Origin of the sequence: Sporosarcina sp. Marseille-Q4943 (assembly GCF_943736995.1) — a bacterium.
Classification (GTDB): Bacteria; Bacillota; Bacilli; order Bacillales_A; family Planococcaceae; genus Sporosarcina.
Window position 1 is genome coordinate 1,162,641 of sequence record NZ_OX031157.1, and the last position, 23,034, is coordinate 1,185,674.

Below are 23,034 nucleotides of genomic sequence, written 5' to 3' on the forward strand. Positions count from 1 at the left end.
TTATTCCACGAATTTATACGTCATTGGAGCAGGAAGGCATGCGATCGTTAGTAATTGGTAGTCGGAGGGAATAGTTGATGAATGATTTTACGAAGAAAGATACATTAAAGTTAGGATTATTAATGTTTGCGCTGTTTTTCGGCGCTGGCAATATGATTTTTCCACCGTTAGTCGGACAGCTTGCGGGGGAAAATGTTTGGATAACAATCGGTGGGTTTCTTATTACAGGCGTCGGTCTTCCTTTTCTCGGTGTTATGGCGGTCGCCATGAGCGGCAGCCAGTTGAGGGATCTTGCGGGCAAAGCTCATCCTTTGTTTGGACTCGTTTTCACGATAATTGTCTATTTGGCGCTAGGACCTTTGTTTGCAGTTCCGCGAACGGCAACGGTTTCATTTGAGATGGGGCTTTCTCCGTTCATTTCCGGACCATTGGAAAGTATTGGACTCATCCTGTTTTCAATCCTCTTTTTTGCAATCACAGCTTGGCTCTCATTAAAGCCGAATCAATTGGTCGACCGTTTCGGGAATGTGCTCACCCCGATCCTTCTTGCCATCGTCGCTTTGATTGTCGCAATCGGCATCATCAAGCCTGCCGGCAAGAGCGGCCCGCCTCAGGAACCGTACATCGACCATCCTTTCATTGACGGCTTCATCCAAGGGTACTTGACGATGGATGCCATTGCAGCTCTCGTGTTCGGTATCATCGTCATTAACGCAGTTAAGGCGAGGGGCATTTCAGACCGGAAGGCGATTGCCGCCATTACGATGAAATCTGGCGGTATTGCCGCTATCGGGCTTTGTCTCGTTTACGTCGGACTGGCCTATCTTGGTACAACAAGCCGACTCGTCGCTCCGAATGCGGAAAATGGCGGTGTCATTTTAACACAGCTCGCTTATTCACTGATGGGGACGACTGGACAACTTTTGCTTGGCGTGGCTGTATTTCTTGCTTGTCTGACGACTTCCGTCGGGCTTGTGTCATCATGCGCTTCCTTTTTCTCGACCGTATTTCCTAAGTTCTCGTATCGATTGGTCGTAATTGTCGTCTGTGTATTCAGCATGTTTGTCGCTAATATCGGGCTTACGCAATTGATTTCGTTTACATTGCCTGTCCTTTTCGGAATCTATCCGCTGGCGATTGTCTTAATTACGGTCAGCTTCTTTCATGATCGGTTCAACGGCTACCAGGAAGTGTATTTATTTGCACTCGCTGCGGCTGGAATTGTAGGATTTTTCGATATGCTGAAGGCATTCGGTCTACCCATCGATCCAGTTGCCGATGTGCTCGGCTATTTGCCTCTCTACGAAGAAGGGATCGGCTGGATCGTTCCGGCAATTGTGTTCGGATTGGTCGGATTTTTCATTGGGTCGATGCGGAAAAGCACCACGTAATAAAATGGAAAAGGACTCTTCGACGAGAGTCCTTTTTTGATTATCGCTTTTTACTTCCCTTCCTGCCTAACGCAAAGGAAAGACCGAGGAGCAACACCATGCCCGCTATTAGCCTTCCGTCTCGTGTCGGTTTGAATTTCACACGATCGGGTGTGATTTCATAGACGCCAACCGGACGGACTAAAAATCCTCCGCCGCCACCATCAGCGCCAGCGCCATCACCCCCGCCTCCGAACCCGTATCTCAACTTCGCGACAGGCACCACTTTCGTCAAGCCGACTTCGATCGGATCTCCGAATACGAGCGAGACATCCCGATTATTCCCGAATTTCTTGAACACCGTCGTTACAGGAGCTTCCCTAAATACCTTCCGCACCGCGCCTTCTTGTTGTTCTTGACCCATTCGCCAATCCCTCCTTTTGGTACTCTTTCGACGTCCCCGAGGCACTTCCCTTTTCCGAAGCATGTATTTTGACACAATGACCACACTATATTAACGTAGAATTCAGAATTCCTTCGATGCTAGCATTCCGATTAGGGGGCGTCATGATGAAAAGCATATTCAAAGCATATGTACGCACTTCATTAATTATCAAAATTTCAATCGCCTTAGTGCTCGGGGTCATTGCTGGATTTCTGCTCGGGGAACAGGCTGCCGTCTTGGCCCCGCTCGGCGATCTGCTTCTCCGACTGCTCACGTTCCTGATCATCCCCCTCATTTTGTTTACGCTCATCGTCGGGGTGAATCAGACGAATATTGCCAACTTAGGGCGCATGGGAAGCAAAGTTTTCATTTACTACACGGTGACTTCAGCGCTTGCAATTGTAGTCGGTCTAGTTGTCGCCAGCATTTTGCGGCCCGGCACGGGTATGCATCTCACTGGCAATGAAACATTCGACGTTCCGGACAACCCTGGCATCGTTCAAGTGCTGCTCAATATCGTGCCGTCCAATATCGTTACTGCTTTTACGGAAATGAATCTACTCGGCATCATTTTCACTGCGCTCGCTTTCGGAATTGCGATTTCCGTCATGCGTTCCTCCGAAAAGCATGTCGAGCTCGGCGATTCGTTGCTGACGACAGTTTCAGCTTTGAATGAAGCATCCCTTATCATCTTGAAAGCGATCCTTCAATACGTGCCGATAGGCATTTTTGCAATCATCGTAAATACGGTCGGAAGCCAAGGGATCGACACGCTCCTTTCGTTAGGCGGCATGATCGGCGTCTTTTACATTGCGCTGCTCGTACATATCATGCTGTATGTCATTTTTCTAGTTCTTTTCGGAATCAAACCGGGACCTTTCTTCAAACATGCACGGACACCGATGATTACTGCATTTGTCACACAAAGCAGCACAGGCACATTGCCCCTTACATTGAATGCAGCGAAAAAGATGGGCGTTTCGAAAAGCCTGTACGGCTTCAGCCTGCCGCTAGGCGCTACGGTCAATATGGACGGCGCCGCAATCCGCATTTCCGTTTCCGCCGTATTTGCCGCCAATGTCGTCGGCACCCCGCTCACGATTCCCGATATGCTGATGGTCGTGCTGATTGGGACGCTCGCTTCAATCGGAACGGCAGGGGTTCCCGGTGCAGGCATCGTCATGATTGCGACGGTCTTTGTCCAACTCGGCTTGCCGATGGAGGCGGTAGCATTGCTCACCGCCATCGACGCTTTAATCGGGATGGGGGCAACCGCCGTGAACGTGACAGGCGATCTTGTCGGGACGAGGTTGATCGATCAGCATGAGAAGAGAAGGAGAATGTAAAAGAGCCAAGCATCGGGTCGTTGCCCGATACTTGGCTTTTCTTCATTCCATCATTTCTGCGACAATTTCATACGAGCGGAGGCGGTCTTCATGGTGGAAGATCCCCGAACTAATAATACATTCATCCGCTGTCGTCATCTCCATAAACGCTTCCAATTTACGCTTGACGGTGTCAGGACTGCCGACAATCGTCGATGGCCATTCCAATAGTTCAGCGACGGCCGCTTTTTCAAAATCATTCCAGACAACATCAACATCATCGATCGGGGGTGTAAATTGCTTCGTAATCCCTCTTCGGATATTCAAAAACATCTGCTGGTGAGAAGTTGCTAGCCATTGCGCCTTTTCATCTGTATCCGCAGCGATGATGTTAATACCTAGCATCGCATACGGCTTTTCAAGGTCCTTCGAAGGCTTGAAATTGCGGTGAAATAGGTTCAACGCATGCATCATATAAGTCGGTGCAAAATGGCTCGCGAATGAAAACGGAAGCCCTAGTTCCGCAGCAAGCCGCGCACTGAAATCGCTCGACCCGAGAAGCCAGATCGGAATTTCTTGACCTTCCCCAGGGAATGCGCGGACGCGGGCGGCAGGATCGTACTCGAAATACGCACGCAACTCGTCCAGCTGATCAGGGAAATCATTGCCGCTACTATTCAACGTCCGCCTTAACGCATAAGCCGTCGCCTGGTCGCTGCCGGGAGCCCGGCCAAGACCGAGATCGATTCGCCCCGGATAAAGTGCATCAAGCGTGCCGAACTGCTCGGCGATGACGAGCGGTGCATGATTCGGAAGCATGATGCCACCTGCCCCGACACGTATCGTCTCCGTCGCTCCAGCGACATGACCGATAATGACAGACGTCGCGGAACTTGCAACGCCAGGCATATTATGATGTTCTGCAAGCCAAAAGCGGTTAAATCCCCATTTTTCTGCATGCTGGGCAAGGTCGACGCTATTCTTGAAAGATTGTCCAGCATCGCTCCCTTCGTTGATCATCGCAAGATCAAGAATCGACAGCGGGATGCCGTTGAACTTCTTCGCTCTATCATGTATCATTTGCCTCACTCCCCATAATTTTCATCTTCCAAATTGCTACCATTCCATAATAACGTTTCGACACGCCCACTTCCATTGAAGGGATTTGCCCATAAAAAAAGGAGACCCGCCTTAGGGTCTCCCTCTTACAACATGATTCCAGTAACAGCCGCTGTCAATAAACTGACCAATGTTGCCCCGTAGAGCAATTTCAAGCCGAATTTAGCGACCGTATTTCCTTGTTCTTCATTCAAACCTTTCACAGCTCCGGAAATGATTCCGATTGAAGAGAAGTTCGCGAATGACACGAGGAAGACGGAAATAATGCCGACCGTTCTTTCCGATAAGGATGACGTAATTTTAGCCAAGTCCATCATCGCCACGAACTCGTTTGTTAGCAATTTCGTCGCCATGATCGTGCCGGCTTGTACAACTTCCGATGCCGGAATGCCGACGATGAATGCAAATGGCGCAAATACATATCCTAACGCAGTCTGGAAGCTGACGCCGACAGCCGCTTCGAAAACACTGTTAATCATGCCGATCAATGCGACAAAACCGATCAGCATAGCGCCGACGATGACGGCCACTTTAAAGCCGTCCATAATATATTCGCCTAACATTTCAAAGAAAGACTGCTTTCTCTCTCCTTTAATTTCAATAATATCTTCATCCTCCGACACTTCATAAGGGTTGATGATATTCGCGATGATGAAACCGCCGAACAAATTCAGTACGAGTGCCGTAATGACATACTTCGGTTCGATCATCGTCATATACGCCCCTAAGATTGACGCGGATACTGTTGACATAGCTGACGTACACAGTGTATACATCCGATGTTTTGGAATATGCGGCAGCTGTTTTTTAATAGAGATGAACACCTCGGATTGTCCAAAAATCGCTGAGGCGACCGCATTAAACGACTCCAATTTCCCTAGTCCATTGACTTTGCTCAATATCAATCCGAGAAACCGGATGATTAAAGGAAGCAGCCTAATATACTGAGCAATCCCGATAAGTACGGAAACAAAGACAATTGGCAATAAAACATTCAGGAAAAAGGGGAAGGAGCCTTCGTTGGCGAGCCCGCCGAAAACAAAATTGATCCCTTCCGCGGCATATGCTAAAAGCTTATCAAATACATTCGCCACTCCCTTGATCAGGATGAGGCCGACTTCCGTATTCAATAGAGCGAAAGCCAATACGAGCTGCAAACCGATCATCGTGACAATCGATTTATATTTAATCTTCTTTTTGCCATTGCTTACGATGAATGCAAGGAAAAAGATAATAAGTAACGCCGCAATGAATATGAGGAATTTCAAAGCGGTTTCCCCCTCTCTAGATGCATAAACTATGTGTGGATCAAACAATTCCATTTTCTTGTATCTTCCCGAAAAAGATTCTCCGTAATCACTTTAGTTATTCGACAATTCACCTGTTTATATACAGAAAAAAATAATCATCATAAGCGCCGAATTAGTCGGATAAGAATGAAAATGTTATATGTTTTTTTCCGACTCGCCTATAATAACATATAATTCTCTTGAGAGGCATTGACAAAATTAGCACATAAAAAAATAGAGAGGACGCGGTTGCGACCCTCTCCACTTTTTGATTTTCATGCATTTTCCGTTAATTTATTTACTAATAATTTTTTCTTAACAGTAACCTTCACCCAAGTATGATGCACCGACAATAATCAATAGGATGAACAACACGACGATCAACGTAAAACCGCCGCCATATCCATAGCTCCCGACTTCTTTCGACATTCCTCAACACCTCCAAAACACTTGATGCTGTTATTCTATGTAATCAAAACATCCTTGCCCATGACATTCCCCTAGAAAGTTCCACTTGACTTAAGAAGAATAAAAAAAAGGCCTCTCACATACAAGTGAAAGACCAGTTACCATTTACATAATTTCCTTCATAATATGCCTTCCTCCATAGACGATCCGCTCAATTTCTCCGCATCCGTTTTCAAGAAATTGCAAAATACCTTCCTTCTCGTCTTCATCGATAAAAAAGTTTTTCCCGATGCACTTCAACGTCCTGTACACTTCATTCGATTCAATCGTAAGCTTGCCCTCTTTCAGCACCACTTGCACATTCATCCCCTCGCTGGAGATGAAGGACCCTGTAAATTTCTGAAGTTCTTCCGCATCGATCTCAAGCACTTCATACGTTGAATAAGATGCATCCAGCTCCCTGCCTTCTGTGATATTCATCGCATTCATCAGCAAATCGCCCGCAGGCACATCTGAAACATTCGTCAAAATGACGCCCGCCTTCTTTTTCTCGACAATTGCACACATATACGAAGAGACGCCTTTCAATCCGCCCCCGTGGCTGATCAACGTAGAGCCGAAATAATCGGGGACGATCCGGAGCCCATAGCCGTAGCATCTGCCAGGCTCGTATTCGACGTGCGGATGAATCATTTGCGCAATGCTTTCTTTCGATAAAATCCGCGTTCCACCTGCGACGCCTTCATTCCAATACATTTCCAAATACCGGAGAATATCATTTGCAGTTGACTTCAAATACCCGACCGCGCGCATTGACGGCGCATCCCACCAAAGCGGCGCCTCATATACATGCGAGCCGTCTTTCGCTTTCATGTAGAGCGTCGTCACGTCTTCCTTTTCGTCCAACAGTCGCATGTCGAAAAAGCTATTTTTCATGCCCGCAGGCTTCAAAATATTCTCCTCGATGAACTGCTCATAAGGCTGCCCGCTCACCCGGCTAATGATGACGCCAAGCAACCCGTAGGAATCGTTCGAATAACTGTAAAACTGTCCCGGTTCGCCGAGCCATTCAAAGTCGTCATTGGCCATGAATGCAAGCATCTCGTCAAAAGTCTCGATATGCGGCCCCGGATTGTTCAATAGGTCGAGCCCGTAATCTTTTGCCGAAGGATCTTGCTCGATGCTATTTTTCCTTGCATACACATGCGTCGCAAGCGGCGGATAACCAGCCGTATGCGTCATCAGATGATGAATCGTAATCCGCTCCACTTGTCCGCCCGACGTCTTCAACTCAGGCAGATAATCGACGATGTTGTCATGCACCGACACTTTCCCAGCTTCCTGAAGCTTCATGATACCAGCGCACGTAAAAGACTTTGTCATCGAAGCGATCCCGAATACCGTATCCTCCGTCACCGGCAACTGCTGCGCCACATTCCGATAGCCAAATCCCTTTTCATACACGCGCTGCCCTTCCGCTTCAATGCCGATAATCGCCCCTGGAATCAAATGCTTCTTGATATACTCGATTGCATACTTATCAAACGGCTCTACCGCAACTGTCTCCCTCATATTCATTCCCCCTGTTTGATTGTTTATGAATACTCTATACTGAGAAATTCGCCGCCGCGCCTGATTTCCCTCTTTTCATACGTTATCACCTACTCGGCGAGGGTTATCACCGACTTGTGTGGGTTTATCACCGACGCTAGCGACTTTATCACCGACTTGGCGCAGTTTATCACCGACTCGGATCAATTTATCACCGATTGAATACAATTCACGAGTATTTTGTGGTCAAAAAAAACCAGATGGGGAAGTATCCGTATCCGGCACATTTCACTTTTCTCCGCTAGCATATGCATACACTTCACTACCGATTTGCGCAATCATCTCCCGCGCTTCCTCCTCTGCACATCCTTTGGACAGCACGGAAACCGCCATGCAGCGGCCCCTCACATAAAGCAGCCCACATTCATGCATAATCCCTTCGACATTCCCCGTTTTCCCGGCAAACTCCCACTCCGGAATAGCACCGACAATGGAAGTGTTTTTCGCTGGCAAGCTGTCAATCAAGCCATTCGAAAGCTGCTGTTGCTTCATAATGCGGACCATCTGCTCGGAAGCGTGCAACGAAACACACTGGCCACGCGCAATTTGCGTCAATAAACCGTTCATGTCAGATGGAGTTATTTCATTACTATTGATACGATTCGCTTGAACAATCATCAGTCTGTGATGGATCTCACTTCTATCCATCCCGAGCTCGGTCATGACAGCTTGAATCTTTTCCATTCCAATCAAATCAATCAACATATTGGTTGCGGTATTATCGCTTTGAATGATCATTAATGTTACTAAATCATGAATCGGCAATTCAATGCCGGGCGTCATGAACTGCAGCACACCGCAGCCGCCGACGATGTCATCCCTGCGCAACGGCAAACGATCCCCTAAACGGAGACCACCTTCCTCCGCCACCGCAAACACCGCCGCCATGATGGGAACTTTGATGAGGCTTGCCGCGTAAACGGATTTATCTCCATTCAACGAAAATGAGGCGACTTCATTTACATCCTCCACTGCAACAGACCACGACCCCATCGCGTTCTTCAAACGAGCCTCTAGCTTCTCCTGCAATCTCTTCATTTAATGAACCAATGAAGCCCGCAACGTCGTAATGCCGTTCTCCACGTACCCCTTCAAGCACGTCAGCATATACACCCAGCCTTCTTTTTGTCCTAGCATTTTACTCATGATATCAGGGTCGTCCACACCAAAGCCCGATTCAGTCACTTCAATAATCGTGCTTCCATCCGCTTCATGGAACGCCATCGTGACCGTCGTTTCTCCCCAATTAAAAACAATCTTCTTGTTTTCTTCTACACTCAAAACATGAATATCCCCTTCAGCACCATATTCCTCGTACTTCCATGTAATCGTCTTCCCTTGTTGGACTCTCGCCGTCCCCGAAGAAAACCAGTACCCGCCCATTTTCTCAGGATCGACTATCGCTTCGAATACGTCACTTGCTTGTTTATTTATTTTCATTTTTGTCGTGATGTCTGTATTCAACACTTCCACCTCCAAAAGTTCTCTTTTATGTATTCGATGCAGAAGTGAAAATCCCTCTACTATTTTCTGAAAACGATGGAAGGTTCTGCATTAGTAAGTTAATATGAGAATAAGGACAATTTTCAGTCAAGAGGTGCATAGACATGGATATTACGATAAAGCCTACACAACAGCAGCTAGATTATTGGATTGAAAAATATATTCCAGAAAAGGATTTATATTTTTTACGAACGAATGATTTACCTTTATTCCAAAATGATTTGCAAGGAGCTTTGGTGTTTCCGAGGGCGGAGTTCTTCGGCCACTCCTCCTATAACGGCATCGAAATGGTCAATAGTTATATGTATTGGAAGATTTCAAAGGAGGCTGAGTTCGTCATTGTTGCGCAACCCGAGTGGATCGCCTCACTCTCCGCCGACACGAGACAGAAGCTATTCACGCTGCAATATGAGTTAGGAAGAGGCCTAGTCGGCCCCATCACGCTATTGTCTGACCAAGATTCATTTCCTAAAGACTATATTTTGGAAGTGAACGGGGAGAGACTCGGTGTTTTACAAAGGGCAATGTGGATGAAACTGCCCACTTCCATCAAAGAAGAAATCGTCCGCAAAACCGCACAGCAATACGATGAATGGACATCGATGCAACCACCCGCAGCCACGCCTTCCCATTTGACCAACTATGCGAATACATTTTCCACCGAGCCAGGTGCCAATTGCCTCGCCGCCACGCTATTCGCTATCAGTTCCGATCCTGATCTTGACGAATGGATTATCCATGAATGGGTCCACGGTGAAGCCTTTAAGCAAAAGTTGGCACAAGCTTCATTCACGGAAGTTGAAGACCGTTTCCAAGAGGGTGACGCAGTCGTTTGGATGGACGAAAATGGCAATGTTCAACATGCCGCCTATTGCATCGACGGTCAGTTGTTTTTCAATAAAAATGGACAGACGTTCTTCAATCCGTGGAAAATTGTTGACTGGGCGGAATTAGAGGAAGAGTGGGAACGTTTTACGCCATCTGTGTATCGAAAAAATCCGTAATTGAAACAACCCATCTGGCTAATCGCCAGATGGGTCGTTTTCATTCAATATCCCGAATCCTCTGATGTCAAATTATCCAACATCGTATAATCATACTTCTGCAACGGCTTTTCCGCAGGACCTTCAACCACTTCGCCTGTCGGTTTAAACCTAGATCCGTGGCACGGGCAGTCCCACGTCCTGTCACCGCTATTCCATGAAACTTCGCATCCCATATGGGTGCACGTCGTGTCGACGATATGGATTTTTCCTTCATCATCGCGGTAAGCGCCTTTCCGATGCCCGTCGAGTGTCACGACCTTGCCTTCCCCTTTGGCTAAAGTATCGGGTCTTGTATTCGGTGAATCAAGCTTCCCTTTGATCAGTTGCCCGACAACGTTTGCATTTTGGACGAGGAAATTTTTCAAACTTGGATGCGCATAAAATCTAGAAGGTGTATACAGCTTTTCAAACTTGTTCTCTTTACCGGTGACCATATCGCGGAACAGCAACGCGGCGGCCGTCCCATTCGACATTCCCCATTTTCGGAAGCCCGTCGCAATGAGGATATTCGGATTTCCTGATGTTAATTCACCGATATAAGGAAGTTTATCCAACGTGACCAAGTCCTGCGCCGACCACCTTTGAACGACTTTCTCGAGCCCGAAAATTTCTTCGCCGAATTGCTCCAACGCTTTGTAATGCTCCATCGTCTCCATTTTATTTTGACCGGTTTTATGGTTCTCCCCAACGATGAGGACCAATTCCTCGCCGTTATTATCCTTGACAGAGCGTAACGACCGGGTCGGGTCGTCAGCGCTAATGTACATGCCTGAAGGGAAAGGTTTTTTCGCCTTCACAGCAAGCGCATACGAACGGTCCGCATACATCCTTGTCGAATAAAGGCCCGTTCCCTCATAAAACGGAAAATGGGTACAAATCAACACATGCTTCGCGGTTATCCGTTTCTCTTCACGCGTCAGAACAACAGGCCGCTCCCCCGTCTCAATATTGACAGCGACTGTATCCTCAAAAAGCTGACCGCCTTTTTGTGTGAATAAATCAATTAAGTGAACCAAATATTTAGTGACGTGAAACTGAGCCTGGTTCCTCATGACAAGGACATTTTGCACGTTGTCAATATTAAAAGGGATGCCATCGACTAAGCCGCCATCGATATGAAGCTTTTCATAGGCTTCCGCTTCCTTCTCAATTTTGCGGGCATACTTCTCAGAAACAGAGTAGATATACGCATCCTCTCTAGTGAAATCGCAGTCAATCCCCTGTTCCTCCACCGTTTTATTGATGAATTCAAGCGCTTCGATATTCGCTTCGTAATACATCCTCGCCGTACTTCTTCCCATGTTTTGGATGAACTCATCGTAAATCAAATCATGCTGCGCCGTAACTTTCGCCGTCGTATGACCCGTCGTCCCGTTCAACACTTTGTCCGCTTCAATGACCGCTACCTTACGTCCTTCATTTGCCAATAAATACGCGGACGTAATACCGGTGATGCCAGCTCCTACGACGATGACATCCACTTCAAGGTCTTCCTTCAAACTTGGAAAGGATGGAAATTCAACACTCGTCCTCCAGAACGGTTCCGGATGCTCCGGCAGTTTTCCATTGCTTTGACTGTTCATATCTTGCCCTCCTGTAGTATGTACTAAAGGTAGGATTCCCATTGGTTGGTGACCTAAACATATTGCATGATTGAAGTCTCCCGTTTTTAATTCCCCTTCAACATCCGCGCCAAGTACGCGTCAGACTCCCCCTTCGGAATGCTTAAATTTTCCCACTGCTCTCCTTTGATCTGCTTCCCGATGAACATGATTTGTCCGACATGGGCAGCGTAATGCGCCATTTGCCGTTCGATCGCGTCGATGACAGATTGTGCTTCGCCGCGAATATGAACGGTCTTTTCCAAGTCTTGCTCATTCAAGCTTTCGAGCGTATTCAAAAACACTCCCCAGCCATGCTCCCAACAATCTAGCAATTGCACCTTGGACATTTGTTTCGCCTCGAATTCCCCATCCCGGTTCCGGTCGGGCTTTTCACCGTCCGTCGTCAGGAAATCCGTCCACCTCGACACCATATTTCCGCTTATATGCTGGATAAGAACCGCGATGCTGTTTGACGCGTCGTTCATCGTCCAGTGAAAATCACCTTCATCCAATTGGGCGAAAGTCTTTTCGCCTTGCCCTTTTATAGTCGTGAACCGTTCCCGAATGACACGTAAATATTCTGTTCCGATCGACATATCGCAACCCCCTTTTTGCTACTGTATTCGATTGTAGCTTGTGAAAACCCTTTATTTAAAAGACTATTCATTAATGAATGAATAATCATTCACGATATGGTAGTCTACTAGTAAGTGAATTATGAAACGATAAGGGGTGAGGCTCTTGTTCTTGAAGACGAAATCAAAGCAAGATGAAGTTAGCAATGTAAGATTTGTCAATGGGGTCGTTCAACTGAACAGCGTAAAGTTGAATGTGTATTGTTTTGAAACGGATGGGGTGCTGATCGATACCGGCTCCCAGTCACTATCGGAGGAGTTCAAAGCTTTCTTTGCTCAGGCTGACGTTGACAAAGTCGTCATTACGCATGCGCATGAGGACCATACAGGAGGCGCGCAATACTTGCACACAGAATATGGATTTCCCATTTTCATGAATGAAATGGCGATTGAAGAATGTGCACAAAAAGCGGACTATCCGCTCTATCGGAAGTTTTTCTGGGGAAGAAGACGCCCTTTTGAGGCACTGCCAATCGGGGAGACATTCCGTTCCAGAAACGCTGAATGGACAGTCATCCCGACGCCGGGACATGCACAAGACCATCTATCTTTTCTGAATGAGGAGACCGGACAACTCTTTACCGGGGATTTATATGTTCACCCTAGAACGAAAGTGATATTACGTGATGAAAGCATTCCTACGATTATCAGTTCACTCGAAAAGACGTTGGCATATGACTTCGGGGAAATGTTTTGCTGCCATGCAGGATATGTGAAAGACGGGCGCATGGCGTTGCAGAAGAAACTTGCGTATTTGGAGGAACTCAGGGAAAATACATTTGCTTTGCACAAAAAAGGATACGAAGTGCGTGAAATTCATGCACGGCTTTTCCCGAAAAAATACCCAATCACCTACTTTTCATTCGGCGAATGGAATTCAATTCATATCATTAACTCGATCGTAAATGAAGGGAACAGGCAATGAGGAGCGTGTTTCCATTTGCTTTTGATGCACGCTCCTCATTTCTCGTCTACATCAATTCCTTTTTCCGCATAGCTCATAACTATTTTCCGGCATTTGCAGCTTAAACTTCCACTACAGTTTACTTCTACTTCATAAACCAACCCTCTTTTTAATAATGGAAGCATCTAAGTTAACGATAGATGCTTCCATTGAACAATAAGTATTGTTTGCCTGGTTGACAGGTTTGTACTCATGCCGAACGATAGGCCATTCTGCCTGTGCTCTAAGGTTAAATCTGTTTTTATACAGTAATGTCATAACTAAAGATGAGAATATAAGTATGAGTATAAGGCTTTGAATTTAATCTAGCTAGCACTCAACATAAATTAATTAAATAACGCTATAATATCAGCTAAATCTACCATTGGATCAGGTGTTAACACTCCACGTTCAATAGCCGCAAGCATGCGATCTTCCTTATCCTTTAATCGATAATAAATTCGCTCGTCAATGGAATTGCGCTCCCCATGTTGGCCTTGAAGCATGAGGAAGTAGTACTGTGTATATTGGTCTTTCTTTAGTCCAAGACGATGAATCCGGTCGCGTGATTGCAAGAGATGCGTCAAGTTAAATGAGTACTCTAAGTAAATCGCATCATGACAAGTATGATGTAATGAAACCGACTCGCCAAGAGTATGAGGGTTCGTAATTAAAATATCGATTTTCTTCTCTAAAAATTGCCCAATAATTTCATCACGTTCTTGCTGGTTCGTATTACCGTAAATCACCTTAGCACGTATACCTAATTGGTTTAGCTCATGTTCAAGCGATAACATCGTATCAACAAATATACACCAAATGATTGTTTGTTTTTGCTCTTGATGCAATGATTGTGCTAAGTCGATGGCCTCGAAAAATTTGGAGGTTTTAGGAATGCTTTGAATTAAGGAGATTTCTTGTTCTGTAAATACTATTTTCTCCGAGTCGACAGCGTGCCACGGATTCATATTATTGTCTGCCTCATCGCCATACATCTCTGTATAATCAATACTGTTAAGTAAAAGAGTCGGATTTACCGAAGCTTGAATTAAACGAATGTACAAGTGGAAAACAGAGTGTCCATATTTCCGATACAATAGATTCAATAACTCCTGTTCTTGATCAGAAGCAAGCACGAAACGTATATCGTTTTCATTTGCTGGTGGTACCTGCAGCTCTTCTTTTGTTGTTCGCCAAAAGAATGGATACATTAAATCATTGATGCGCTCCATCATGATGGTATTCGGATTTCTTAGTTGATCTTTTCTAAAATTAAAATATATTGCGTATTCATCATCGAATAATATATTTAATAAGTTATAAATATCTTCATACGAGTTAGGAATCGGCGTTCCAGTTAATGCATATTTATATTTTGCGCGCTTTGATACATCCATCACCGATTGTGCACGAGCACTTTGAATACCTTTAATTTTATGCACTTCGTCTAAAATAAGCATCGTTCGGTCATCGATCACACTGCTCAACACGTCCCGATATTTAGCAACAGATTCATAATTGACTAAAATGATATTGCACTTCCCAGCTTCAGCAATAAACTCAGTCGGTGAATATTTATAGCGTTGCACATCTAATACACGCAACTCTTTATTCGCGCCAAAGTTTTCGTGGAATTCTTGCTTCCAAGCCAAAAAAGAATTTTTCGGTCCAATCATGACAATTTTATCAACTTGATCAATTTCAGAAGATGATAAATAAGAAAAAACAAGATAAGCCATCGTTGTTTTTCCTGCCCCAGGCACTGAAAAGTTCGATGCCCTTTGCATTTCATACATATAAAAGGCACACCAAAGCTGTACATCTCTCGGCGGACGCGCAAACGCTCTCACCGCTATTGCTTTAAAAGCCTCAAAACGGTCGCCAATAATTGGATCAATGTCTTTTTGATAATATTTAATCGCCTTTCCGTAATCTGCACGCTCTTTAATGTAGTATGCCTCTTGAGAAATAAATTGCTGTAACGCCTCAGTTACGACTACTTCAAACTCTTTCCGTTCAGCAAATTTCTTTATGTGCTTGATTATGTCCCGCATATGTAAATGCGTTAAATTTTTCTCGAAGTTTGGGAAACCGCCATCTAAATAGGCAAATAGTTTTGATTGAAAAATTGATTCCGTGCCTTTAATCGTATAAGAGCTTACATTATTGTGTACGGTAAGTTGCTCGTTTACATAGTCCAAAATAAGTGAATTTGGTGTTATTAACGTTGTATTCAATATCAGCGTCCCCCTATCATATTTAATCAACTGCTGTTTAATGAGCTCATCTATGTCTATCACAAAGACAAAGCCATTTTTGGAGCCGCCCTGCCAAAGTTGATTAAAGCGTTCAATCGCACGAAATGGACGTTGCAAATCGAATGAAGCGCTTTTCCATGAAGCCGTTACATCAAAAGCCTCATAATTATTCGCAATAGCTGTGGCAGTTTCATTGTGGGAGCTGTTAAAATAAATTAGATTGCCATTTGCATCCTCGCAAATTCCATACTTACTATGGAAAATGCCATTATGTGTAAAGCCCATCTTAACATCTATTACTCCTCGTGCAATTAACTGAGCAAAATTGCTGTCATTTCGCTTCTCTTCCAAGCAAAGAAGCACGGTAATCACGGTATACAAGCTCTGGAGCAATCTTTTTCTTTATACATAGCCTGCCTTTAGCATTTCATAGCCATCATAGCTAATTTCATGTGAAATAATAAAACGCATTTTTCCGTCATTAAGAATTAAGCCTTCTATTCCCTTGCTATAGGCAGCTAACGCTTTAAAGCTGAAATAAGGGCTCACCCGATCATATATTCCTGTTTTTCCAAAAAAAACAGGAATATAGAGATTGGTGGCCATATCGTCTTCATCGGAGAAATAAGAAGGTTGTAAAGTGAGTGTTTTATACACGTAATGCCTCTTCAATTTTCTCCATTTCCGCTTTAAGCTTATTGTATAATGTAAGAAAATCTTGTTCCATTTCATTATCCATATATTTCAATTGAATGTAATCTAGCTGTTCAAAGCTATTAAGAACTTTATTCATAATCGTAACAGGCTTGGTTTGTACGTTGGTTAATTGGCCGTGTTCAATGTAATCTTCCCCTTTTGTTACGATAACTTGTTGTGTGCTCTCAATGTCCTTACTTACTTTTTGGAGTGTCTTGTCGTCTAGCTGATCATGGTCATGAAGCGTATCGTAAATATCGTCGACAAAGTCTTCCATTTCTTCAAGGTATCTATCCTTTTTATCCGTATCGATAACATGCTTCCCGATATCTCTAATATAACGAGACAGGTCATCACTCCGTCGTTGCTTCGTTTGAACATTTGTTTTCAGCATCCTACCTGAAAGTGCAGTCGTAAACAAGGTATTACGAATCCGGAGGTATTCTTGTACTTCGCTTTTATTGTCACTTTTAGCATCTAATATTGTAATAACATCGATGCCTTTTAGTTGGCGTTCAATAATGTTTAGAATGTCTTGGAAAATCGTATCGAATTCCCAATCTCGTACAATGTAATATTGTTTTTCTGCATTAATGTATTGTAAAAACTGGTCCATTAAAACGGAACGCTTAACCATTTTCTTAACGTCACTTATCGGTTTATTCACATATTGGACGTACTCTTCAATTGTAAAGAGCTTGTTTTCAACAAGGTCACGAAAAATGTCGACTAAGTTATCAATCGGATTATACTCTACTGGCTTTTCTTTACCATGCTGTAGCTGCAACTCAAGCTTTTTAATATCTTTATCGTCAATGCCTTCAGACTGGTCTAATAAGATCGCCTTAAAGTAAATATCTTTTGCACCCTCTGCTTTCAATTTACGAAGTGCTGTAAAACGGCGATTGCCATCAATAATGCGGCCATCATTTAGAACAACACCTGGTTCAAGCTGACCGACTAGTTGAATATTTTTTTTGGTTTTGTCCAAGGCGTTCGGATTAGAATCATAGATAAACCGCTCTAATACTTTGTTATAAGCCTCAAGATCGTTTTTTTCTAATTTTCCGCCGCTAAATAAATGCTTGCTAATGTACGTTGAAATACGACCATTATTATCGTTATAATGGCATAAATCTAGTGGAATGATTAACACCTTATACATTTTCTCTTTATTCTTAATAAAGAGTGGACGCGTTTCATCAGTTTCCATAATAGACTGGCCAATAAGTTTCTTTAAATCTTGCATGTTGATTACCCCTTTATATTATAAATAGTTTCGTAAAATACTTCCTTGCTTTGGTATAATTTATTCATTTCCTTAGAAAAATGTAATGATGAATTTTGAATGACATAAAAAAGTTTTTCTTTTCTAACTTCTATGCCAAATTCGTTTTGCATCTTGTTTTGTAAGACATCTATGTCTAGTGGTTCACCGTTTTGAGTGAGCAACCATTCGATAATGTCCTTCAATGTAAAGTCCTGCTCCTGTCTTTTTGTAAAGATCGTACATTTTCTTGTATGTAACGAGCGGAGTTGCGGATGTGTCCAAATAATGCGTTCATAAAAAATATCATCAAATCCAAAGTCTTCCAATTCATGCTCGAAGCCTTTGTTCTTCAGATAGCGATACGTGAAATGCGGTACCTGTGCATATTCAAACGCAGCATTGCGATATGCTACTAACTCGTTTTTCATAACGCCCACATCTTGTAGTTTTTTATTTGTTAAATACACATCAGGTGCGACTTTGACAACGTCTAAGTTTTTCTCTAAATTGTACAATGCTGTTAAAAAATGGTTCGTTTTAAAATGATGCGTCCGATTATTTTTAAACAATCTATCTTTTAAAATCAGCTTTGTAAAGTATTGATCAACCGAAACATACGCGCGATGCAGTACGAACAGGCCCTTTAAACTGTAGTTGAGTTTCATTAACGCCTGATTGTTGATGAATTTCTCTTTGAAGTTCTCAATGTGTTCGGATCCAAGCGCTATAAATTCTTGTACAGTGTATATATCATGTTTCAGCCATGAGCCGACCAACGCATACTCTTCTTCACTCACTTCAGCATAATCGACCTTAATTTCATTATTGTAAATAAAAGCTAAGTAATCATTGTACAACAAGCTATATAAGGAGTCTTGACGTAAGCCGTAGTGCGATTCAGCATACGATAAAAACTCCTCAATCGAAATTGGCGCTAACTCGTAAAATAAGTTTATTAAAAACTCTCGCTTCGTCGTTTTCACACTAAACTCAGGCATTCGTGTAAAAGTCACACCATCGATTTCAATGCATTTTTTATACAAATTATGCAGCTCAAATTCGGAATCAATGTTTAACTCATCCATTAATGCTTCATTTTCTCTAAATATTTTGGACATACTATATACACCCGGGTCCAGGTCAAGAAGCTCTTTTAGCTGAGTAAACGTATCAAATTCAATCTTCGTTGTATCATAAAAGCGGAAACCATTTCTTTTCGTACGCAAAATTTTCCGTGAGCGGTCTGGCATCCCTATCACACTACGATTTGTAAAAAGGAGCGAAGGATTTAACTGTTGCTCCTCTATGAAAGTATTTGCCACCTCAATAAATTCCTCATCGCTAACAGCCATTTGGCCAATATGAAACATTAAATGCTCAAAGAAGCCTAATTTATTACTGTATGGCATTACTTGCAGTTCATAATTAATATAGCAATCAAAGTGCTCTAAAATTATCTTTTTTTGCACTTCTGTTAATTCCAGCTCTCCTAGTGCATGCAAAACGCTTGTATTACCGCGTTTCAGTTTCAAATCTAAGAGTCTAAACACGTCTATGCTTTCATCATAAACAGCCGAAAATAGCTCCTCATTCCAATTATAAGACTCGAAGATTACCTTATAATAAATAAGCTCTTCAAGTTGAGGTAAGCGATTGAGCACCTTCGCTTCCACCTGACGAATACGTTCACGAGTTACACCTAAGTAATCGCCAATTTCCTGTAAGGTCTCACCCTTCATACGACGCAACAATACGTCTCTTCCGCCAAAGTCTGTTGCTAAAAATGTTTTTATAGTAGTATATTTTTTAGCAAACCCTAGACCCTCTGCATAAGTCAAGTAGTTTTCAGCTGTTTTTTCATTTAAAAATAGTTCTATGTATCTCACGTCTATTGTTGATATTGGTAATGAGAGACGCTCACTCAAAACACCACTTAATGCTTCAACCATTACGTATTGACGTGGCGATAAAGATTCAAAGTGCTGATTCAAGTAAAAACTATACATTTGAAAACGAAAGTCAAACTGAAATAATGCTTCACAATCGATATAGGCTTTTTTAATTCGCTCAAAGCTGGATTTTTTATTTTTTTTACCAATCCGCTCAAAAAACACATCATACGTCATCGATTCAAGCTCGGAATACGTAATATTATGGTTCACAAGTAATTGAATATTTACAGGTGATAACCCCGCAGCGCTTAACTTATACACCGATTGTTGGCACAGATCTTCATTCAACCCAGGTAGCACACTATTAACTTTTTGAAATAACGATTTCTTCATCGTTTTCATGTGGGCCACCTTATCCGTAAATCCCAAAAAATCATTGACCACAAACCCATCTGCTACTAACTTTTCAATAATACTTTTTGATATATTGAATTCTAGAAGACAGTAGAGGGTATACGGATTAAACAAATAATTAAACTTATTTTCTTGTCGATGCATCGACGTATTCTCCTCATCACTATACATGTAAATTTCCTTAATGTGCATTTAAGCAGCCAGATTCTTTCTGAAAAAATCATTTTGGAGATATGTATGTTTTAAATAATAAGTTCATATTTCCCCAAATACAAGCGTTATTATTTTCCAATTGACTAAGGCCGACCGACATTTCCACTCGAATATTACTATTGATTTCAACTAAAAATGTAAACAGTTCCCCAACCCCACCCTCACTGCCTTCGCAAATTAGTACATGGAAGTTACAATTACATTTATTTGTACACATGTCACGGTACTGGGCTTCAATTGTTCATGACGGCTTCGAACCGATTGGTATAGCCCCATCTACCTACCATTAGTCCAACTATCCCAGTTGGCGGGTTTGTACTCACCTTTGCGATGCAGCTACCGACTTGCAAATCAATATAGTTGCGTCAAATTTCCGGGCATGCCCGCTTACAACAAATCAATGCTCCAATTCAAACCTTGAATCTTCGTGTCGAGCTCCCTGAACTCTTTCGATAATTGGTCGACTTGCTTTTGAATAGCCGAAACGTCAACGGTGCTGACAATCTTGATTTCAGTTCGGCTGTATCGGTCGTTTCGGATTGATGCTTCCTCTGCAATTTTTGCAAGGACCAACCGCTTGTCCCACTTCTGGTCACGTTCGACCAAGGCATCTGCAAGCGTGCGCGTTTCGTCGAATTGGATTGAGCAATTTGTTTTATTGATCCGCTGAATCAAAGCCGTCAATTCTTTCGTATTGCTCTCAAGCTCCGCCAACATTTCGTTCGGATCCTCCGCCGGCTCTTCGCCTTCTTGGATTTTCAAATTAAGACTGATCCGCCTTTTCAACTGCTCGTTCCTTTTTTGATAATCCGCACGGGCTATCAATGCCTCTGCAAGCTTCATCCATACCACTCCCTTTTTCAACCTGTCATTATCTCTTTTATTCGACACGACTCGCTAAAAATCCTTTGTTCTAAATCCCTTGGACAATCATAAAATGAATGGATTCCAACTATCATACTACTAAAGGAGATTCGAATTATGTATGCCATTCATTTCTACGAAAATAACAATTACGTGCTCAATCAAGTGCTCAGAACAATCCCTTCCCTCGACGACAATGTGACCCTTAAAGGGCGCAAAGGAAAAGTGACGAACGTCGAGGAAATAAAGGAAAATGTCTATTATGTGTTTGTGGAATTCGAAAAGGTTGTTGATAAAAGCAAGACGGCCGCGCTAGATCCGAAAAAGAAAAGAAGATGAGAAAATGCCGAACGAGATTCCATATCTTGTTCGGCATATGTTATTTATACAAGCGCTTTCGTCACGAATTGGTCAATGAAATATTGCGGATTCAGCTTTTCGCCTGTCGCCTTTTCGATCTTTTCATTCCACGGGTAGAGCGCGCCCGGCTTGAAATACTCTTCCACCAAATACGCGCCTACTTCAGGCGTAAACAGATCGGTTGAAATGTTTTTCTCGATATAGGACTGCAATTGTGACGTCGTCAACTCGCCGAGCAAATAGTTTTGATAATACACCGGGACGAGCGTGAAATGGATTTTCGCCGCCCAATGCGGGTAATCGACGTTCTCTGGCGGGTTCACAAATTGGACATCCTGTACGATTTTCCACCAAAGCTTGTTCAAATCCTGGTCTGGATTTTCATAAAGCTCGCGCTCAAAGAACGTGAATGTCATGATCCAGCGGCCAGCAATGAACATTTGCCTGCGTAAAGATTCCTCGATAAGCGGCGTCAATTCCTCCACTTCGGCTTTATCCAATCCTAAAAACTGCTGCAACCATGCCGGGTTTTTCCCGAAACGGCCGTAAAGCATCGCTACAGCTTCCGTCGTCAACGTATGCGCGCAAGTCCGCAATAGGAATGGAAGTTGACGATCGACATATTTGAAATAAACCGCATGGCCGAATTCATGCAACGTCGTGACGGACCAATAATCGGACGGCACATTGTTGCAGAGCACGCGGACGTCGCCTTCCCGGTCGATATCCGTGCAGAACGCATGCTGGTTTTTCTTATCGCGCGGATACATATCGCTTTTCGCAAGCATATCCGTAATGTCCATGCCCATGCTCTCGAACGTTGCAATTGTCAGCTTCTCGAGGTCTTTCCCTTCGTAAAACGGATCCAAGTCCAAATCCTTGGAAGGCGGCGCTTCTTGGAAAAACGGATCCGCATAATGCCATGGACGAAGCTCTTCAATTGAAATGCCGAATCGCTCAGCGAGTTCGCTGTCCAATTCCTGCTTCATTTCGCGGAACGGTTCGTCAGAAAGGTCCTTCAGCTCATGGAAGATGGAAAAGATCTCATCCCGATCCAGTTCCTGATGCTCGAAACTCATTTGGTGATAGTTTTCGAAACCTAGCGAGCGTGCGACTTCATTCCGTTTCTTCACGAGGATCAACAGCTTTTCCTCAACTTCCTTTCCGATCTGCTTGCTCGCGTGCCAAGCCTCTTCGCGTTCTGCCAAATCATTGCTTTTAATTAAAATCTCACGGACATCATTTTCCGATACCGGCTTTCCGGCGATTGTGGCGCGGAACGTGTTGAAGATACCAATCAATTCCGTCGAAAGCTCCACCATTTCCTTTAAATCCTTTTCCGGTATCTGTTTTCCCGCCATACCGGTATGGAGGCTTTCGAGCTGGCGTCGTTGCATTGCCGTCAAATCATCTTGAGCAAGATACTCCTTCACTTGCTCGAAACGTTCCGGATTCGAAAGATACTTATTAAATTCCGTTTGCGCCTCCGCTGTCTTTTGATTCCACTCGGCTTCCCCCGTCGTCGCCGCCATCCAAGAGCTGTTTGCGCTCGTCTTATGCAAGTCCTTGATAACCTTTGTTTGCTCTTCCAAAAACTGTTCAACTGTCATGCTCTCTTCCCCTTTTTTCTGTCATTCTTTACTTATTCGACGAGGAAGGCAATTGTCCTTCTTTTTGCACTACTTCTGAAAATTGATGTCGAAGGTGAGTGCGGCTATTGTCGAAATCGGGTATAATAGGCATATGAAACTTATGAGAGGTGGTGTGAA

20 protein-coding genes are annotated in these 23,034 nt (G+C 43.6%); 5 read left to right on the forward strand and 15 right to left on the reverse strand.

Features of this window, described 5'->3' with window-relative positions; translation table 11 throughout:
- Nucleotides 1-77: 77 nt before the first annotated feature.
- The gene (gene brnQ / locus NIT04_RS14755; protein ID WP_252504294.1) at nucleotides 78-1,391 is read left to right on the forward strand and encodes a branched-chain amino acid transport system II carrier protein; all 1,314 of its coding nucleotides are present in this window, start codon (nucleotides 78-80) and stop codon (nucleotides 1,389-1,391) included.
- Nucleotides 1,392-1,431: 40 nt separating this feature from the next.
- Here the strand turns inward: brnQ and NIT04_RS14760 are convergent, their stop codons facing one another.
- A complete protein-coding gene (locus NIT04_RS14760; protein ID WP_252504295.1) occupies nucleotides 1,432-1,794 on the reverse strand; it encodes a hypothetical protein in 363 nt (120 codons plus the stop codon).
- Between the two features lie 146 nt (nucleotides 1,795-1,940).
- On the opposite strand from NIT04_RS14760, the gene NIT04_RS14765 reads away from it, so the two are divergent.
- A complete protein-coding gene (locus NIT04_RS14765) occupies nucleotides 1,941-3,161 on the forward strand; it encodes a dicarboxylate/amino acid:cation symporter (protein WP_252504296.1) in 1,221 nt (406 codons plus the stop codon).
- A 42-nt stretch (nucleotides 3,162-3,203) separates the two neighbouring features.
- On the opposite strand, the gene NIT04_RS14770 is transcribed toward NIT04_RS14765, so the two are convergent.
- The 6 genes from NIT04_RS14770 to NIT04_RS14795 form a co-directional block, all read right to left on the reverse strand.
- Nucleotides 3,204-4,220, reverse strand: a complete 1,017-nt coding sequence (locus NIT04_RS14770) for an LLM class flavin-dependent oxidoreductase (protein ID WP_252504297.1) — start codon at nucleotides 4,218-4,220, stop codon at nucleotides 3,204-3,206.
- Nucleotides 4,221-4,345: 125 nt separating this feature from the next.
- Complete coding sequence (locus NIT04_RS14775) at nucleotides 4,346-5,527, reverse strand: NupC/NupG family nucleoside CNT transporter (RefSeq protein ID WP_252504298.1); 1,182 nt, start codon at nucleotides 5,525-5,527, stop codon at nucleotides 4,346-4,348.
- 336 nt (nucleotides 5,528-5,863) lie between these two features.
- Nucleotides 5,864-5,977 carry a YjcZ family sporulation protein gene (locus NIT04_RS14780; RefSeq protein WP_252504299.1) on the reverse strand — a complete coding sequence of 38 codons (114 nt, stop codon included), beginning with the start codon at nucleotides 5,975-5,977 and terminating at the stop codon, nucleotides 5,864-5,866.
- Nucleotides 5,978-6,121: 144 nt separating this feature from the next.
- Nucleotides 6,122-7,528 carry a serine hydrolase gene (locus NIT04_RS14785; protein WP_252504300.1) on the reverse strand — a complete coding sequence of 469 codons (1,407 nt, stop codon included), beginning with the start codon at nucleotides 7,526-7,528 and terminating at the stop codon, nucleotides 6,122-6,124.
- Nucleotides 7,529-7,795: 267 nt separating this feature from the next.
- Nucleotides 7,796-8,572 carry a serine hydrolase gene (locus NIT04_RS14790; protein WP_252504301.1) on the reverse strand — a complete coding sequence of 259 codons (777 nt, stop codon included), beginning with the start codon at nucleotides 8,570-8,572 and terminating at the stop codon, nucleotides 7,796-7,798.
- 33 nt (nucleotides 8,573-8,605) lie between these two features.
- Nucleotides 8,606-9,034 carry an SRPBCC family protein gene (locus NIT04_RS14795; RefSeq protein ID WP_252504302.1) on the reverse strand — a complete coding sequence of 143 codons (429 nt, stop codon included), beginning with the start codon at nucleotides 9,032-9,034 and terminating at the stop codon, nucleotides 8,606-8,608.
- A gap of 140 nt (nucleotides 9,035-9,174) precedes the next feature.
- Between NIT04_RS14795 and NIT04_RS14800 the strand changes: the two genes are divergently transcribed.
- Nucleotides 9,175-10,074: a hypothetical protein gene (locus NIT04_RS14800; RefSeq protein ID WP_252504303.1), complete on the forward strand. Its 900-nt coding sequence runs from the start codon at nucleotides 9,175-9,177 to the stop codon at nucleotides 10,072-10,074.
- Between the two features lie 44 nt (nucleotides 10,075-10,118).
- On the opposite strand, the gene NIT04_RS14805 is transcribed toward NIT04_RS14800, so the two are convergent.
- Together NIT04_RS14805 and NIT04_RS14810 are read right to left on the reverse strand one after the other, a co-directional pair.
- Nucleotides 10,119-11,699: an FAD-dependent oxidoreductase gene (locus tag NIT04_RS14805; protein WP_252504304.1), complete on the reverse strand. Its 1,581-nt coding sequence runs from the start codon at nucleotides 11,697-11,699 to the stop codon at nucleotides 10,119-10,121.
- 86 nt (nucleotides 11,700-11,785) lie between these two features.
- Nucleotides 11,786-12,316, reverse strand: a complete 531-nt coding sequence (locus tag NIT04_RS14810; RefSeq protein ID WP_252504305.1) for a DUF1572 family protein — start codon at nucleotides 12,314-12,316, stop codon at nucleotides 11,786-11,788.
- Nucleotides 12,317-12,461: 145 nt separating this feature from the next.
- Between NIT04_RS14810 and NIT04_RS14815 the strand changes: the two genes are divergently transcribed.
- Nucleotides 12,462-13,280, forward strand: coding sequence for an MBL fold metallo-hydrolase (locus tag NIT04_RS14815; protein ID WP_252504306.1), 819 nt, complete (start codon nucleotides 12,462-12,464; stop codon nucleotides 13,278-13,280).
- A gap of 365 nt (nucleotides 13,281-13,645) precedes the next feature.
- Here NIT04_RS14815 and NIT04_RS14820 read toward each other — a convergent pair whose 3' ends face one another.
- From NIT04_RS14820 to NIT04_RS14840, 5 genes are all read right to left on the reverse strand, one after another.
- Nucleotides 13,646-15,928, reverse strand: a complete 2,283-nt coding sequence (locus NIT04_RS14820; RefSeq protein ID WP_252504307.1) for an SNF2-related protein — start codon at nucleotides 15,926-15,928, stop codon at nucleotides 13,646-13,648.
- 30 nt (nucleotides 15,929-15,958) lie between these two features.
- Nucleotides 15,959-16,213 (reverse strand): hypothetical protein, encoded by a 255-nt coding sequence (locus tag NIT04_RS14825; protein ID WP_252504308.1) that lies wholly within the window; start codon nucleotides 16,211-16,213, stop codon nucleotides 15,959-15,961.
- Nucleotides 16,206-17,501, reverse strand: coding sequence for a ParB/RepB/Spo0J family partition protein (locus tag NIT04_RS14830; RefSeq protein ID WP_252504309.1), 1,296 nt, complete (start codon nucleotides 17,499-17,501; stop codon nucleotides 16,206-16,208). The genes NIT04_RS14825 and NIT04_RS14830 overlap by 8 nt, the downstream gene beginning before the upstream one ends.
- A gap of 5 nt (nucleotides 17,502-17,506) precedes the next feature.
- A complete protein-coding gene (locus tag NIT04_RS14835) occupies nucleotides 17,507-19,972 on the reverse strand; it encodes a sigma factor-like helix-turn-helix DNA-binding protein (protein WP_252504310.1) in 2,466 nt (821 codons plus the stop codon).
- A 456-nt stretch (nucleotides 19,973-20,428) separates the two neighbouring features.
- On the reverse strand, nucleotides 20,429-20,884 hold the full coding sequence (locus NIT04_RS14840) for a DIP1984 family protein (protein WP_252504311.1): 456 nt from the start codon (nucleotides 20,882-20,884) through the stop codon (nucleotides 20,429-20,431).
- A gap of 138 nt (nucleotides 20,885-21,022) precedes the next feature.
- Here NIT04_RS14840 and NIT04_RS14845 point away from each other — a divergent pair, with 138 nt between their 5' ends.
- Complete coding sequence (locus NIT04_RS14845) at nucleotides 21,023-21,244, forward strand: hypothetical protein (RefSeq protein WP_252504312.1); 222 nt, start codon at nucleotides 21,023-21,025, stop codon at nucleotides 21,242-21,244.
- Nucleotides 21,245-21,288: 44 nt separating this feature from the next.
- Here the strand turns inward: NIT04_RS14845 and NIT04_RS14850 are convergent, their stop codons facing one another.
- Entirely contained in the window at nucleotides 21,289-22,875 is a 1,587-nt protein-coding gene (locus NIT04_RS14850; RefSeq protein WP_252504313.1) for a M2 family metallopeptidase, read from the reverse strand.
- Between the last annotated feature and the right edge of the window lie 159 nt (nucleotides 22,876-23,034).